Origin of the sequence: Pseudomonas sp. SORT22, from assembly GCF_018417635.1 — a bacterium.
In the GTDB taxonomy this organism is placed as follows: domain Bacteria; phylum Pseudomonadota; class Gammaproteobacteria; order Pseudomonadales; family Pseudomonadaceae; genus Aquipseudomonas.
In genome coordinates, this window is the sequence record NZ_CP071007.1 from 1,013,256 (window position 1) to 1,027,981 (window position 14,726).

A 14,726-nucleotide genomic window follows, 5' to 3' on the forward strand; every position below is an offset into this window, starting at 1 on the left:
TTCGAGCATGTCCGAGATCATTCAACTTCGCGCAGAGGTGCCGTCCGAATTGGGCGGGCAACGCCTCGACCAAGTCGCCGCCCAATTGTTCGCTGAGCACTCGCGCTCGCGCCTGTCCACCTGGATCAAGGAGGGGCGCCTGACGGTCGATGGCGCTGTCCTGCGTCCGCGCGATATCGTCCACGGCGGTGCGCTGCTGGCGCTCGATGCCGAGCAGGAAGCCCAGGGCGAGTGGGTGGCCCAGGACATCGAGCTGGATATCGTCTATGAAGACGACCACATCCTGGTGATCAACAAGCCTGCCGGGCTTGTGGTCCACCCGGCTGCGGGCCACGCCGATGGCACCCTGCTCAATGCCCTGCTGCACCACGTGCCGGACATCATCAACGTGCCGCGCGCCGGTATCGTCCACCGCCTGGACAAGGACACCACCGGTCTGATGGTGGTGGCCAAGACCATCCAGGCGCAGACCCAGCTGGTTGCCCAGTTGCAAAGCCGCAGCGTCAGCCGCATCTATGAATGCATCGTGATCGGTGTGGTCACGGCCGGCGGCAAGATCAACGCGCCGATCGGTCGCCACGGCGGTCAGCGCCAGCGCATGGCGGTCACCGAAGGCGGCAAGCCTGCGGTCAGCCACTATCGCGTACTGGAGCGCTTCCGCTCGCACACCCACGTGCGGGTCAAGCTCGAAACCGGGCGTACCCACCAGATCCGCGTGCACATGGCCCACGTCAACTTCCCGTTGGTCGGCGACCCGGTCTACGGCGGGCGCTTCCGCATTCCGCCAGCGGCCAGCCTGACCATGGTCGACGCGCTCAAGACCTTCCCGCGCCAGGCCCTGCATGCACGCTTCCTGGAGCTCGATCACCCGGTGACCGGCGAGCGCATGGGTTGGGAATCGGCGCTGCCGGACGACTTCGTCTGGCTGCTGTCGCTGCTCAAGCAGGACCGCGAGGCGTTCGTCGGATGAGCGAGCTGACGCAAGCGCTGCTGTTCCCGGACTGGCCTGCGCCAGCCCGGGTGCGCGCCTGCGTCACTACGCGCAGCGGCGGGGTCAGCCTGCCGCCCTATGAAAGCTTCAACCTCGGTGACCATGTTGGCGATGCGCCAGCAGCGGTGGCCGAGAACCGCCGGCGCCTGACCGCCGAGTTCGGCATCCAGCCAGCCTGGCTCAAGCAGGTGCATGGCGTAGTTGTAGCCGATGCCGACCCTGGCGTTATTGCCGAGGCTGATGCCAGCTACAGCGATACCCCCGGCATTGCCTGCACGGTCATGACCGCCGACTGCTTGCCGGTGCTGTTCTGCGACCGCGCCGGCACCCGCGTAGCCGCCGCCCATGCGGGCTGGCGCGGGCTGGCCAACGGTGTGCTGGAGGCGACTCTGAAGCGCTTGGCCCTGCCGCCCGAAGAGGTGCTGGTGTGGCTGGGCCCGGCGATTGGCCCGCAAGCCTTTGAAGTCGGCCTTGAGGTTCGTGATGCGTTCACGACCGTTCATCCGGAAACTGCCCAGGCCTTCGTGCCCGGTGCCCAGCCCGGCAAGCTGATGGCCGATATCTACCAGCTGGCCCGCCTGCGCCTTGCAGCGCGCGGCGTCAATGCCGTCTATGGTGGTGGCTTGTGCACCGTCAGCGACCCGCGCTTCTATTCTTATCGGCGCACCCCGCAGGGTGGCCGCTTCGCTTCGCTGGTCTGGCTGGCAGCGCGCTGACCTGGATCAAGCCCGCCTAGCTTGAATCTTCCAGAATCACCCTTATCTACAGTGGTATCTCTGGCAGGTTTTTCTTCATCAGGTGTGTCCATCGCTCCGACCTGCCCATAAAGGAAGGTAACCCATGCGAATAGACCGTTTGACCAGCAAGCTGCAATTAGCATTATCCGATTCCCAATCCCTGGCCGTGGGTATGGACCATCCGGCCATCGAGCCTGCGCACCTGGTGCAGGCCCTGATCGATCAGCAGGGCGGTTCGATCAAGCCGTTGCTGATGCAGGTCGGCTTTGACGTCAACAGCCTGCGCAAGGCGTTGAGCAAAGAGCTCGACCAGCTGCCGAAAATCCAGAACCCGACCGGCGACGTCAACATGTCCCAGGACCTGGCGCGTCTGCTCAACCAGGCCGACCGCCTGGCCCAGCAGAAGGGCGACCAGTTCATCTCCAGCGAGCTTGTGCTGCTGGCGGCCATGGACGAGAACAGCAAGCTTGGCAAGTTGCTGCTCAGCCAGGGCGTGAGCAAAAAGGCCCTGGAGAATGCCATCAGCAACCTGCGCGGCGGCGAGGCGGTCAATGACCCCAACGCCGAAGAGTCGCGCCAGGCCCTGGACAAATACACCGTCGACCTGACCAAGCGCGCCGAAGACGGCAAGCTTGACCCGGTGATCGGCCGTGACGATGAAATCCGCCGGACCATCCAGGTGCTGCAACGCCGGACCAAGAACAACCCGGTGCTGATCGGTGAGCCTGGCGTCGGTAAGACCGCCATCGCCGAAGGCCTGGCCCAGCGCATCATTAATGGTGAAGTGCCGGACGGCCTTAAAGGCAAGCGCCTGCTGTCGCTGGACATGGGCGCGCTGATCGCCGGTGCCAAGTTTCGCGGTGAGTTCGAAGAGCGCCTCAAAGGCTTGCTCAACGAGCTGTCCAAGCAGGAAGGGCAGATCATCCTGTTCATCGACGAGCTGCACACGATGGTCGGCGCCGGTAAAGGCGAAGGCTCGATGGACGCCGGCAACATGCTCAAGCCGGCCCTGGCCCGTGGTGAACTGCACTGCGTCGGCGCCACTACGCTGAACGAGTACCGCCAGTACATTGAAAAAGACGCAGCGCTTGAGCGGCGTTTCCAGAAGGTGCTGGTAGAAGAGCCGAGCGAAGAAGACACCATCGCCATCCTGCGTGGCCTCAAAGAGCGTTACGAGGTGCACCACAAGGTGGCGATCACCGACGGCGCGATCATCGCCGCGGCCAAGCTCAGCCATCGCTACATCACTGACCGGCAGCTGCCGGACAAGGCCATCGACTTGATCGACGAAGCGGCCAGCCGCATCCGCATGGAGATCGACTCCAAGCCGGAAGTGCTCGACCGCCTGGAGCGCCGCCTGATTCAACTGAAGGTTGAGTCCCAGGCGCTGAAGAAAGAGGACGACGAGGCCGCGCTCAAACGCCTGGAGAAACTCACCGAAGAGATCGCCCGGCTGGAGCGCGAGTACGCTGACCTGGAAGAGATCTGGACCTCGGAAAAAGCCGAAGTACAGGGCTCGGCGCAGATCCAGCAGAAAATCGAGCAATCGCGTCAGGAGCTCGAAGCGGCCCGGCGCAAGGGCGACCTCAGCCGCATGGCCGAGCTGCAGTACGGGGTGATCCCGGACCTGGAGCGCAGCCTGCAGATGGTCGACCAGCACGGCAAGGCGGAAAACCAGCTGCTGCGTAACAAGGTGACTGAAGAAGAGATCGCCGAAGTCGTGTCGAAGTGGACCGGCATCCCGGTGTCGAAGATGCTCGAAGGCGAGCGGGAAAAACTGCTGAAGATGGAAAGCCTGCTGCACGAGCGGGTGATCGGCCAGGAAGAAGCCGTGGTGGCCGTGTCCAACGCCGTGCGCCGCTCGCGTGCCGGCCTTTCGGACCCGAACCGCCCGAGCGGCTCGTTCCTGTTCCTCGGCCCGACCGGTGTCGGTAAAACCGAGCTGTGCAAGGCGCTGGCGGAGTTTCTCTTCGACACTGAAGAGGCCATGGTGCGCATCGACATGTCCGAGTTCATGGAGAAACACTCCGTGGCTCGCCTGATCGGTGCTCCACCAGGCTACGTAGGCTATGAAGAGGGCGGCTACCTGACCGAAGCCGTGCGGCGCAAACCTTATGCGGTGGTGCTGCTGGACGAGGTCGAGAAGGCCCACCCGGATGTGTTCAACGTGTTGCTGCAGGTGCTGGAAGACGGTCGCCTGACTGACAGCCACGGGCGGACGGTGGATTTCCGCAATACCGTGATCGTCATGACCTCCAACCTGGGCTCTTCGCAGATCCAGGAGCTGGTGGGTGATCGTGAAGCGCAGCGTGCGGCGGTGATGGATGCCGTGGGTTCGCACTTCCGGCCGGAGTTCATCAACCGGATCGACGAAGTGGTGGTGTTCGAACCGCTGGGTCGCGAGCAGATTGCTGGCATCACCCAGATACAGCTCGGCCGCCTGCGCAGCCGTCTGGCCGAACGTGAGCTGAGCCTTGAGCTGAGCCCCGAGGCGCTGGATAAACTGATCGCCGTCGGTTACGACCCGGTCTATGGCGCACGGCCGCTGAAACGGGCGATCCAGCGCTGGATCGAGAACCCGTTGGCGCAGCTGATCCTGTCGGGCCAGTTCCTGCCAGGCAGCGCCATCACGGCGAAGGTCGAGGGCGAAGAGATCGTCTTCGCCTGAGTTTTCGGCGGGTTACGCTAAGGCCTCGAATTTCGAGGCCTTTTTTCTTTGCATTTTTTCTCGAGTGCTTGTAAAGTGCGCCCCGCTGTATGTCGCCCCGCAGCTTCCCGGCAAAATTGGGAATCTGAAAAAAAGTTGCAAATCAGTAAGTTGAATGCAAATTAGGGGTTGACAAGGGTTTTGAAGGTTGTAGAATAGCGCGCCTCAGAGGCATGAACGCAGCGATGCACAAGGTCGAAGAGTTCGAAGCGGTAGTGATACAGCACTCGAAATTGCAGCACTGTTGTAATTGAAATTGATAGTTCCGCGATAGCTCAGTCGGTAGAGCAAATGACTGTTAATCATTGGGTCCCAGGTTCGAGTCCTGGTCGCGGAGCCAAATTTCAAGCCGGGGTATAGCGCAGTCCGGTAGCGCGCCTGCTTTGGGAGCAGGATGTCAGGAGTTCGAATCCCCTTACCCCGACCATCTTAGGGTCGTTAGCTCAGTTGGTAGAGCAGTTGGCTTTTAACCAATTGGTCGTAGGTTCGAATCCTACACGACCCACCATTTTTGAATCCGGTACGCTGGGTTCAAATCTTAAAAGGTTGGTTTGCCATTAGCAGCCAGCCATAAAAAAAGGCACCTTAATCGGAGCCTTTTTTTTTACCGGGGTATAGCGCAGTCCGGTAGCGCGCCTGCTTTGGGAGCAGGATGTCAGGAGTTCGAATCCCCTTACCCCGACCATCTTCAGAAAGAAGGGCACCTTGCAAAAGGTGCCCTTTTTTCGTTTCTGCGCCCTGGCTGATACTATCCGGCTATTTCCTGCAAAGGAGTTGCGCCGTGCCCCTGAAAACCTCCGTGTACATCGCCACCAGCCTCGATGGCTTCATCGCCCGTGAGAGCGGTGAGCTGGACTGGCTGATGGTTGCCACCAGCTCCAGTGACGATCACGGCTATGCGGCGTACATGGCCACCATCGACACCCTGGTCATGGGCCGCAACACCTTCGAGAAGGTCCTGACCTTTGGCGAGTGGCCGTATCCGCACAAGCGTGTGGTGGTGCTGAGCAGCACCTTGCAGCAGGCCGATATGCAGCATGGCGTTGAAGTGCACCCGGGGCCGGTCGCCGACCTGGTCGAGCACTTGAATGAAACAGGCGCCAAGGGCCTGTACCTCGATGGCGGGCAGGTGATTCAGAGCTTCTTGCGCGAAGGCCGGCTGGATGAACTGACCATCACCCGCATACCGGTGTTGCTGGGCAGCGGCATCCCGCTGTTTGGGGCCCTGGCGAAGGACGTGACGCTGCAGCATATGCGCAGCACCACCTTTGAAAGCGGCTTTGTGCAGAGTACTTATCGGGTACTGAAATAAACAATGCCGACGCCATCGCGGGTCAAGTCGGGTCGCCGCACCGCCGCTCCCACAGAAACACCGCCATACCTGTGGGAGCGGCGGTGCGACGCCTCGACTTGACCCGCGATGAGGCCCTCAAAGCCAATACAAAATCAGTGCAGCTTCAACCGCGGCTCAGTCCCGCGACCAATCCGGCTGCCGAGCATCAGCATCAGCGTACGGAAAGTCCCATACAGCGCCATCTGGTGCATGCGATACAGCGACACATAAAACATCCGCGCCAACCAGCCCTCGAGCATCACGCTACCGGTCAGGTTGCCCATCAGGTTACCCACCGCCGAGAAGCGCGACAGCGACACCAGCGAGCCGTAATCCCGGTACGCATAAGTCGGTAACGGCTTGCCTTCCAGGCGCGCCTTGAGCCCCTTGGCCAGCAACGACGCCTGCTGATGCGCAGCCTGTGCCCGTGGCGGCACGTTACGGTCGCTACCCGGTTGCGGGCAGGCAGCACAGTCGCCAAAGGCGAAAATGTTGTCGTCCAGAGTAGTCTGCAGGGTAGGGCGCACCACTAGTTGGTTGATCCGGTTGGTTTCCAGGCCGTCGATGTCTTTGAGGAACCCCGGCGCCCGAATACCCGCCGCCCACACCTTGAGGCTGGCCTGAATCACCTCGCCATTGCTGGTGCGCAGCTCATCGGCCGTCACTTCGCTGACCGCCGCGTTGGTCATCACTGTCACCCCGAGTTTTTCCAGGGTCTTGTGCACCGGCACGCTGATGCGCTCCGGCAGTGCTGGCAGCACCCGCGGGCCGGCTTCGATCAGGGTGATGTGCATGTCTTTTGGCTGGATACGATCCAGGCCATAAGCCGCCAGTTCGTGGGCCGCGTGATGCAGCTCGGCGGCAAGCTCGACACCGGTAGCGCCGGCACCAACGATGGCCACGCTGATTTTTTCATGGGCCTGATCGCCCGCGTGGGCGCGCAGGTAATGGTTGAGCAGTTGCTGGTGGAAACGCTCGGCCTGCTTGCGGGTGTCGAGGAACAGGCAATGCTGCGCCGCGCCCAGGGTGCCGAAGTCGTTGGTGTTGCTGCCCACCGCGATCACCAGGGTGTCGTAGCCCAGGGTGCGCGCAGGCAGCAGCTCGCGACCGTCCTCATCGAGGGTCGCGGCCAGCTGGATCTGCTTGGTTTCGCGGTCCAGGCCGCTCATGCGCCCGAGCTGGAACTGGAAGTGATTCCACTTGGCCTGGGCCACGTAGTTCAGTTCGTCTTCGGAAGAGTTGAGCGAGCCGGCCGCCACTTCGTGCAGCAGCGGCTTCCAGATGTGCGTCAGGTTGGCGTCGACCAGGGTGATGCTGGCGCTACCCTTTTTGCCCAGGGTCTTACCCAGGCGGGTCGCCAGTTCCAGGCCGCCGGCGCCGCCGCCGACAATCACTATACGGTGAGTCATGGAGATATCTCATAAGGTTTACGGAATTCGGGTCTTGAGTGGTAGGCCGCACGGGGCGGGCGTTGTGGGCGAGCGCAAGGCAGCTCATAGCACCAGTTGACTCAAGAGGCGGCTCAACAAGCCGAGCGCAACCGTTACGGCCACCACCAGCACAAGGAGCAGCCAGGGCCGGAAAGGCTTGCGCTCGACTTGGTGCTGAGGGGCTTGCAGGTATTCATCGACACGACGCTGGTCATCGGGATTCAGGCGGCTGGTCATGAGGGCCTCGTCAGATAGACGCTTGTGACTGTGGGAAAGCTACAGTGTTCACTGTAGTAGCTCGAAGGTCGCCCATCTTTCAGTCACTTGGCTGTCTTTATAACGAATGATTGCGCTTTGTATCACCGGCGCAGAATTTATGCCATCGGGCTTTGGCAGGGGGCCAGCTCAGAGGCTGATTCCGACATCAAAAACGATGCTGCGCCCCAGATTGCCACGCAAGAAATCCGGCGCATCGGGGTGGGCAAACAACACCCGGGCGAAGGTCGGGCCCACCAGCGACAACGAGCGCCAGCCCTGGCGCAGGTATTCGGTGGGTGGCGGGAAGTGGCTATTGAGGTCGAGCACTTCGCGCTTGAGGCTGGCGAAGGCAATGATGTCCAGCTCGCTCAGGTCGAGGCCGCGTTCCTGATAGTTGTGCGATTTTTTCCGCAAGGTCGGTGCCAGGCGCTGCAGCAGTTCCTGGGCGCTGATCCGCCGTGGCCGGGCCTCGCGGCGCACCAGCTGGCTCAACGAAAAGGCACTGCGCCGGCGCTGCAGCTCTTCGCGCCACTCGTCGTTCAGGCGGCGGCCCTCATCGAGGACAAAAAACACCTCGAAGGCGGCATCGCGAAACAGCACGTCAGGCGGCTCTTGCCCGGCGGCGGCAAAATCTTCGCTGCGGTAAGGAATATTCAGGCCTTGCAGCAGGCGCTGGCAGACCCAACGCTCACGTTCCCATTTACGGGCATTGGATAGAAACGCATTGGCTTGTTCGGCCTGAATGGTGAGCAGGCGCAAGTAGTCTGAGTCGTCCATGGGCACAAGCTTAGCGTTCAATTGAGCTTTGCAGGAAATGTCTGCAAGCCATTGCTGCAACGCCGGGCCAGCGCCTAGACTGCGCACCCGTTGTGGGCTCAGTGAATATCAGGGAAGAAACATGAGCGTAGTGAAGATGGGCGGCATATTCGGTTCCGGCACGGTGGTTTGTGCCCTGGTGGTGTACGGCGTGGGCTTTTTGTTCTGGACGCCTACCGTGCCTTACGACACCCCGGATGGCCGCTATGTAGTGCTCAAGGAGGGCGATTCAGCGCCCTACAGCGTCAAGCTCATCGACCATCGCGGCGCAGAAGACGAAATCGTGCGCAGCTACGCCGAGTTCAACCCCAAGGTGCTCAGCGTCATGCCCGGCGATTACCGCTTGCGCCTGACCCTGAACGAGTTCGCTTGCTACGGCGCCTGGGCCGATGTGCAGGTGTCGGCGACCACCGTCAGCGTGGTCGAGCTGCAGCGCAACCCGAGTTGCCAGCCAGCAGACTGGCTGGTTGAAGGCGCGGTGTTCCGCCTGTTCGAGGCACCCAAAGCACCGGCGGAGGCTGATCAAGCCAGCCCCGAGGTGTAGACTGCCCCCAGGTCTATTGCCTCACTCGCACAAGGGTTATTTGCCGTGATCAGTGCCGCCGTACTTTCCAGCCAGACCCTGACCATCGCCTGGGTCGCCTATGTGCCCGTGCTGATCTGGGCGGTGGCGCGTACCCGCTGGCTGGAACTGTTCGCCGACAGCCGGCGCCAGCATTTGCTGTTTGGTACGGTGTTCGCCTTGTTTGCCCTGTGGCTGGTACGCCGCGACTTCGACACCGGGGTGTCGTATCACTTTATCGGCATGACCGCCGTCACCCTGCTGCTGGACTGGCCGCTGGCGATTGTCGGTGGCTTGCTGGCGCAGCTCGGCCTGCTGGCGCTGGGGCGTCAGGACCTGGCGGCGATGGGGGTCAATGGCCTGCTGCTGATCGGCCTGCCGGTGCTGGTCACCGAGGTGTGCGCGATCCTGGTGGAGCGAGCCCAGCCGCGCAACCTGTTCGTCTATATCTTCTGTTCAGGCTTTTTTGCCGCGGCGCTGTCGGCACTCTTGTGCCTGCTCGGTGGGCTGGGGTTGCTGTGGATGGACGGGCGGTTCGTCATGCCGGAGTGGATCGAGGACTTTATCGGCTACCTGTGGCTGATCATCTTCCCCGAAGCCTTCATCAACGGCATGGTGGTCAGCGCCCTGGTGGTGTTCTGCCCGGAGTGGCTGGAGACCTTCAACCGGACCCGCTACCTGCAGGCCCCGTGGAAGGATGACGACCCCGAGCGCTGAGGCCTCAGTGACGCGGGTCGAGCTCGCCGGAGAACAGCTCGTCTTCGGCATCCGGAGCAACCGGAATCTTGTGCTCTTCCGAGGCCCAGGCACCCAGGTCGATCAGCTTGCAGCGGTCGGAACAGAACGGCCTAAACGCGCTGGCCGCGCTCCATTCCACAGGGGCGCCACAGGTCGGGCAATCTACGGTCGTTGGTTGGCTCATGCTTGGCCTCCTCGCAAAGTCAGGTAAAAGTGGTGCAGGCGGTCGACCTCCGAATGCAGCCAGGCCAGGTCACGGTCGTTAACGATCACGTCGTGGGCGTGGCTAAGGCGTTGTTCACGGCTGGCCTGGGCCTTGAGGATGGCCTGCACCTGCTCAGTGCTGGTCTGGTCGCGCAGCAGGGTGCGTTGCACCTGCAGTGCCTGCGGCGCATCGATCACCAGTAGGCGGTCGGTGCGTTTGTACTGGCCAGACTCGACCATCAACGGCGAAACAAACACCGCATAGGGCGACTCGGCCTTGGCCAGGTAGCTGAAGATCTCCTGGCCGATCAAGGGATGCAGCAGCGCTTCGAGCCACAGCCGTTGCTGCGGGTCGGCGAAGATCAGCTCGCGCAGGGCCGCGCGGTTGAGCTGGCCGTCTTCGAGCAGCACCCCCGGGCCGAAACGCTCGACGATACTCGCCAGCGCCGGGCGGCCCGGCTCGACCACCCAGCGCGCGGCCTGGTCGGCGTCGACCAGGTGCACACCCAGCTCGACAAAGCGCTGCGCGGCGGCGCTCTTGCCACTGCCGATGCCGCCGGTAAGGCCGAGAATCCAGGGGGTGAAAGCAGCGGTGGTCATCAGAATCCGGAATATTTCAGATAGGAAGTGGTTATTTGACCACCCCAGAGCAGCGCGATCCAGCCCGCAATGGCCAGATAGGGACCAAAGGGGATCGGCGTGCTCGCCTGCTTGCGCTGCAGGCGCAGCATAATCAGGCCGATCACCGCCCCCAGCAGCGACGACAACAGCAAGGTCAGCGGCAAAATCTGCCAGCCGCCCCAGGCGCCGAGCATGGCCAGCAACTTGAAATCGCCATAGCCCATGCCCTCTTTGCCGGTGACCAGCTTGAACACCCAGAACACCGACCACAGGCTCAGGTAACCGGCCACCGTGCCCCACAAGGCATCCTCCAGCGGGACGAACAGTTCAAAGGCATTGGCGATCAGCCCCAACCACAACAACGGCAGCACCAGGGCATCGGGCAACAGATGGTGCTCGATATCGATCAAGCTCATGGCCAGCAGGCCCCAACTCAGCACCATCAGCGCCAGGGCCGCGACGGTAAAACCCAGATGCCAGGCGGCAAACAGCGTCAGCGCCCCGCAGGCAAGCTCCACCAGCGGATAGCGCGGGCTGATGCGCGCCTGGCAAGCGGAACAGCGCCCGCGCAAGGCCAGGTAACTCACCACCGGTATGTTTTCCCACGGGCGAATGCGGTGGGCGCAATGCGGGCATTGCGAGGGCGGTAAAAACAGGTCGAAGCGCGGCGCTTGTGCCTCGCTGGGCAACGCCAGTACCTCACGGGCTTCGGCCTGCCATTGGCGTTCGAGCATGATCGGCAGGCGATGCACCAGCACATTGAGAAAACTGCCGACAATCAGCCCGAGCAACAGGGCGAAGCTCAGGTACATCAGTGGCTGGCTGGCCAGGGTGTTCAACAGGTTCATGGTCAGATCACATTGCCCAGCTGGAAGATTGGCAGGTACATGGCGATCACCAGGCTGCCCACCAGCAACCCCAGGATCAGCACGATCAACGGCTCGAGCATGGCCGTGAGGGTGTCGAGCAGGTGGTCGATGGCCTGTTCATAATGGCTGGCGATCCTGGCGAGCATATCGTCCAGCGTGCCGGCTGTCTCGCCAATGGCGCACATCTGCACCACCAGCGCCGGGAACAGCCCGCTGGTGCGCAACGCCACGTTCAAGGCCAGACCACTGGCAAGGTCGTCGCGCACCTTGTGCACCGCCTGCTCATACAACGGATTGCCGCAGGCCCCGGCAACCGGCCCCAGCGCCTCCACCAGCGGCACCCCGGCGGCAAACGAGGTCGACAGGGTGCGGGCAAAGCGGGCGAGGGCGGCATGCCGGAGCAGGCTGCCAAGCACCGGCAAGCGCAGCGCCACGCGCACCAGCCACAAACGCACCCCAGGCTTGTGCCGATAACCCCAAGCCAGCGCACTACAAGCGCCGCCAAACGTTATCAACAGCCACCCAAGGTGCGCGCCCAACCACTGCGACAAATTGATCACCTGTTGAGTAAACGCCGGCAGCTCGGCACCAAAACCGCCGAACAACGACTGAAAGCGCGGCACCACCTCCAGCAATAACAACGCCGACACCCCAAAGCCCACCAGCAACACCAGCAGAGGATAGGTCATGGCCTTTTTCAGCCGCATGCGCAGGGCCTGGCGTTGCTCCTGCAGCGCCGCCACCTGGGCCAGCACCGTCTCCAGGCTGCCGGACTGCTCACCGGCGTCCACCAGGTTGCAGTACAGCCGATCGAAGTACTGCGGGTGGCGGCGCAGGGCAGTGGCCAGGCTGCTGCCGGCGGCGATATCGGCCTTGATCGCCCCCAGCAGGCTGGCCAGCGCCGGGTTAGTGCTGCTCTGGGCCACTACATCCAACGCCTGCAACAGCGCCACCCCGGCCTTGACCAGGGTGGCCAGCTGGCGGCTGAACTGGCTCAGCGCCTTGCCATCCAGTGGCCGCCGCCATTGCCACAACGGCGGGCGCACACTGGCGATACGCCCCGGGCGAATCCCGCGCTGGCGCAACTGCGCCCTGATCAACGCCGCGCTGCGCGCCGCACTCTGGCCGCTGATCAAGGCACCCTGGGCGTTAGTGCCTTGCCAGCTGTACATCCGGTTGCTTTCGGTCATCGCCACATCCTTGTTGCGCTGCCTTGCACAAGCCTGGTAACAGCTCCAGGCCCCGAGTGGCGAGCAGGGTTGCCCGCCGCCCACTAGAGTAGTCGAGCCAGAGCGACCGAATGACCGTCACGGGGTGACAAAAGGTGTCTGTTCGGGCCTACTGGCGCGCCTGCTGGCGCCGCACCACTGCGGCCGGCATGAACTGATTTTGTGAGGGAGAGTGTCCATGAAAGGGCAACGCGGTATTACCTTGATCGAACTGATGATCGTGGTGGCGATCATCGGCATTCTGGCGACCATCGCCTTACCGATTTACACCAACAGCCAGGTCCGCACCAAAGCCACGGCGGCCCTGGTAGAAATTTCTGCGTTGAAGACCGCCTTCGACCTGCGCCTGAACGAAGGCAAAGACATCGCCAACGTCGCCGCCCTGGGCGGCCAGGAGCGCACCGCCCACTGCGCCATTGCCGCCAGCGGCACCGCGGCCACGGGCGTGGGCAGCATTGTCTGCACCCTGATCGACGCCCCGGCCATCGCCACCGACAAAACCATCACCCTGACCCGCGCCGCAAGCGGCTGGGCCTGCACCAGCACCCTCAACGAAGACCTCGCCCCGGCAGGCTGCAAAGCCCTCTGAAACAGACGCAATTGCTGTTAATAAACAGTGATTTGCGTAAGCGATCCGGCAGTGGTAGCGTTATCGCCACGCCGGTGTAGCTCAGTCGGTAGAGCAGCGCACTCGTAACGCGAAGGTCGCAGGTTCGATTCCTGTCTCCGGCACCAGAGACCAGTTTCCAGAAGTCTATGACTGTCTGCGAAACACCCAGCAAAGCCCGCCTAGTGCGGGCTTTGTTGTTTCTGTCTGTCTCGTTTTGTCTCTGGGCATCTACGCGATTTAGGGATATGGTTAGGGATATCTCGGTTCGACAAGGAAACGTATCCCTATGGCGCGCACAGTGGTGCCTCTCACCGATCCCAAATGTGATGCGGCCAAGCCTCGGGAGAAGGATTACAAGCTGTTCGATGGCAAAGGCCTCTACCTGCTGGTGAAGCCGTCAGGGGTCAAGACCTGGCGAATGAAGTACACCAAACCTGATGGCCGTGATGGTTTAGCTACGTTTGGCAACTATCCGGCGCTCGGCTTGAAAGCGGCCAGGGAGCGACGTGCTCATGCGCTTGAGCTTCTTGCTGCTGGGAAAGACCCCATTGAGCAGGCGCGCTTGGACAAACAGGAAGCGGTAAACGCCCGATCGAACACCTTCCGTTTGCTTGCACAGGAATGGCATGCGGCCTGCGCTCGTAAGTGGACACTTGGTCATGCCTCCACCGTTTGGCGACGCATTGAATCCCACCTGTTGCCCACTCTGGGTGATCGTCCGATCGCGGAGCTGAAAACACGAGATCTGCTTGTTCCGCTTAAAGCGGCAGAAAAGCGGGATACCTTGGATACGGCTGCACGCCTACGCCAGTATATGACGGGCATCCTCCGCATGGCGGTTCAGCATGGCCATCTGGATTCCAACCCTGCGATCGATCTGCAAGGCGCCACGGCTACCCGCAAAACAGCGCATCGGCCTGCTTTGCCATTTGAGCGCTTACCTGAGCTTCTCCAGCGGATAGATGCCGATAGTGGGCGCGGACTGACCAAGCTCGCGGTGCAGCTAACCTTGCTGGTGTTCATCCGCTCCAGTGAGCTCCGATTCGCTCGCTGGGGAGAGATCGATATGGGAAGGTTGATGTGGGAAATCCCGGGTGAGAGAGCGCCTATCGAGGGCGTGAAGAACTCCCATCGCGGCTCGAAGATGAGCACACCACACTTGGTACCGCTCAGTCGCCAGTCAGTTAGTGTTCTGGAGCGAATCCGACATCTCACCGGCCGATTCGACTTGGTATTTGCAGGTGATCACCATCACTGGAAACCCATGAGCGAAAACACCGTCAACAAGGCCCTCCGACGCATGGGGTATGACACGAAGTCAGAGGTGTGCGGCCACGGCTTCAGGACAATGGCTTGTTCTGCACTGGTTGAGTCGGGGCTGTGGAGTAAAGACGCCGTCGAACGACAGATGAGCCATCAGGAACGAAACACGGTGCGCGCAGCGTACATTCACAAAGCAGAACACATTCAGGAGCGAAGGCTCATGGTGCAGTGGTGGGCAGATTATTTGGACGCCAATCGAATGGAAGCAATCACCCCGTACGACTTTGCCCACCGAGATGCTGGAGCGAGCGACGTTTGAGACTTCAAGAAACGCGTGAGGCACCGAGACCCAGCGGTG

Annotated in this window: 15 protein-coding genes and 5 tRNA genes; 13 read left to right on the top strand and 7 right to left on the bottom strand. The window is 62.0% G+C overall.

Translation table 11 applies throughout. The features are described from left to right. Positions 1-7 precede the first annotated feature (7 nt). The 8 genes from rluD (at position 8) to JYG36_RS04850 (ending at position 5,747) form a co-directional block, all read left to right on the top strand. The gene (rluD, locus tag JYG36_RS04815; RefSeq protein ID WP_038998723.1) at positions 8-970 is read left to right on the top strand and encodes a 23S rRNA pseudouridine(1911/1915/1917) synthase RluD; all 963 of its coding nucleotides are present in this window, start codon (positions 8-10) and stop codon (positions 968-970) included. After that, positions 967-1,707: a peptidoglycan editing factor PgeF gene (pgeF, locus tag JYG36_RS04820; RefSeq protein WP_213603235.1), complete on the top strand. Its 741-nt coding sequence runs from the start codon at positions 967-969 to the stop codon at positions 1,705-1,707. Before rluD ends, pgeF begins: the two co-directional genes overlap by 4 nt. Positions 1,708-1,831: 124 nt before the next feature. Further along, positions 1,832-4,396 carry an ATP-dependent chaperone ClpB gene (gene clpB, locus JYG36_RS04825; RefSeq protein WP_045200814.1) on the top strand — a complete coding sequence of 855 codons (2,565 nt, stop codon included), beginning with the start codon at positions 1,832-1,834 and terminating at the stop codon, positions 4,394-4,396. 303 nt (positions 4,397-4,699) lie between these two features. Then, positions 4,700-4,775 (top strand) — tRNA-Asn (locus tag JYG36_RS04830). Positions 4,776-4,785: 10 nt separating this feature from the next. After that, positions 4,786-4,862 (top strand) — tRNA-Pro (locus JYG36_RS04835). Between the two features lie 5 nt (positions 4,863-4,867). Next, a tRNA-Lys gene (locus tag JYG36_RS04840) sits at positions 4,868-4,943 on the top strand. A 100-nt stretch (positions 4,944-5,043) separates the two neighbouring features. Then, positions 5,044-5,120, top strand: a tRNA-Pro gene (locus tag JYG36_RS04845). 96 nt (positions 5,121-5,216) lie between these two features. Next, positions 5,217-5,747 carry a dihydrofolate reductase family protein gene (locus tag JYG36_RS04850; protein WP_093379425.1) on the top strand — a complete coding sequence of 177 codons (531 nt, stop codon included), beginning with the start codon at positions 5,217-5,219 and terminating at the stop codon, positions 5,745-5,747. Between the two features lie 134 nt (positions 5,748-5,881). Here the strand turns inward: JYG36_RS04850 and JYG36_RS04855 are convergent, their stop codons facing one another. The 3 genes from JYG36_RS04855 to JYG36_RS04865 all read right to left on the bottom strand — a co-directional run bounded on the left by JYG36_RS04855 (position 5,882) and on the right by JYG36_RS04865 (position 8,233). Beyond that, positions 5,882-7,177, bottom strand: coding sequence for an NAD(P)/FAD-dependent oxidoreductase (locus JYG36_RS04855; protein WP_045200816.1), 1,296 nt, complete (start codon positions 7,175-7,177; stop codon positions 5,882-5,884). An 84-nt stretch (positions 7,178-7,261) separates the two neighbouring features. Then, a complete protein-coding gene (locus tag JYG36_RS04860) occupies positions 7,262-7,435 on the bottom strand; it encodes a DUF3094 family protein (RefSeq protein ID WP_045200819.1) in 174 nt (57 codons plus the stop codon). Between the two features lie 168 nt (positions 7,436-7,603). Beyond that, positions 7,604-8,233, bottom strand: coding sequence for a DUF1780 domain-containing protein (locus tag JYG36_RS04865; RefSeq protein WP_010220617.1), 630 nt, complete (start codon positions 8,231-8,233; stop codon positions 7,604-7,606). Positions 8,234-8,354: 121 nt separating this feature from the next. On the opposite strand from JYG36_RS04865, the gene JYG36_RS04870 reads away from it, so the two are divergent. Then, the gene (locus tag JYG36_RS04870) at positions 8,355-8,816 is read left to right on the top strand and encodes a hypothetical protein (protein WP_213603237.1); all 462 of its coding nucleotides are present in this window, start codon (positions 8,355-8,357) and stop codon (positions 8,814-8,816) included. Between the two features lie 45 nt (positions 8,817-8,861). Continuing rightward, positions 8,862-9,551, top strand: coding sequence for an energy-coupling factor ABC transporter permease (locus JYG36_RS04875; protein WP_045200823.1), 690 nt, complete (start codon positions 8,862-8,864; stop codon positions 9,549-9,551). A 4-nt stretch (positions 9,552-9,555) separates the two neighbouring features. Here the strand turns inward: JYG36_RS04875 and yacG are convergent, their stop codons facing one another. Genes yacG through JYG36_RS04895 form a run of 4 tightly spaced genes read right to left on the bottom strand, consistent with a single transcriptional unit; the run spans position 9,556 to position 12,456 of the window. Beyond that, positions 9,556-9,756 (bottom strand): DNA gyrase inhibitor YacG, encoded by a 201-nt coding sequence (gene yacG, locus JYG36_RS04880; RefSeq protein ID WP_045200825.1) that lies wholly within the window; start codon positions 9,754-9,756, stop codon positions 9,556-9,558. Further along, a complete protein-coding gene (gene coaE, locus JYG36_RS04885; protein WP_045200827.1) occupies positions 9,753-10,376 on the bottom strand; it encodes a dephospho-CoA kinase in 624 nt (207 codons plus the stop codon). Before coaE ends, yacG begins: the two co-directional genes overlap by 4 nt. Beyond that, entirely contained in the window at positions 10,376-11,245 is an 870-nt protein-coding gene (locus tag JYG36_RS04890; RefSeq protein ID WP_213603239.1) for a prepilin peptidase, read from the bottom strand. Before JYG36_RS04890 ends, coaE begins: the two co-directional genes overlap by 1 nt. Positions 11,246-11,247: 2 nt before the next feature. Beyond that, positions 11,248-12,456, bottom strand: coding sequence for a type II secretion system F family protein (locus JYG36_RS04895; RefSeq protein ID WP_213603241.1), 1,209 nt, complete (start codon positions 12,454-12,456; stop codon positions 11,248-11,250). Between the two features lie 217 nt (positions 12,457-12,673). On the opposite strand from JYG36_RS04895, the gene JYG36_RS04900 reads away from it, so the two are divergent. The 3 genes from JYG36_RS04900 to JYG36_RS04910 all read left to right on the top strand — a co-directional run bounded on the left by JYG36_RS04900 (position 12,674) and on the right by JYG36_RS04910 (position 14,687). Continuing rightward, complete coding sequence (locus JYG36_RS04900; protein WP_093379440.1) at positions 12,674-13,084, top strand: pilin; 411 nt, start codon at positions 12,674-12,676, stop codon at positions 13,082-13,084. A 70-nt stretch (positions 13,085-13,154) separates the two neighbouring features. Next, positions 13,155-13,230 (top strand) — tRNA-Thr (locus tag JYG36_RS04905). A gap of 161 nt (positions 13,231-13,391) precedes the next feature. Further along, the gene (locus JYG36_RS04910) at positions 13,392-14,687 is read left to right on the top strand and encodes a tyrosine-type recombinase/integrase (RefSeq protein WP_213603243.1); all 1,296 of its coding nucleotides are present in this window, start codon (positions 13,392-13,394) and stop codon (positions 14,685-14,687) included. Positions 14,688-14,726: the final 39 nt, after the last annotated feature.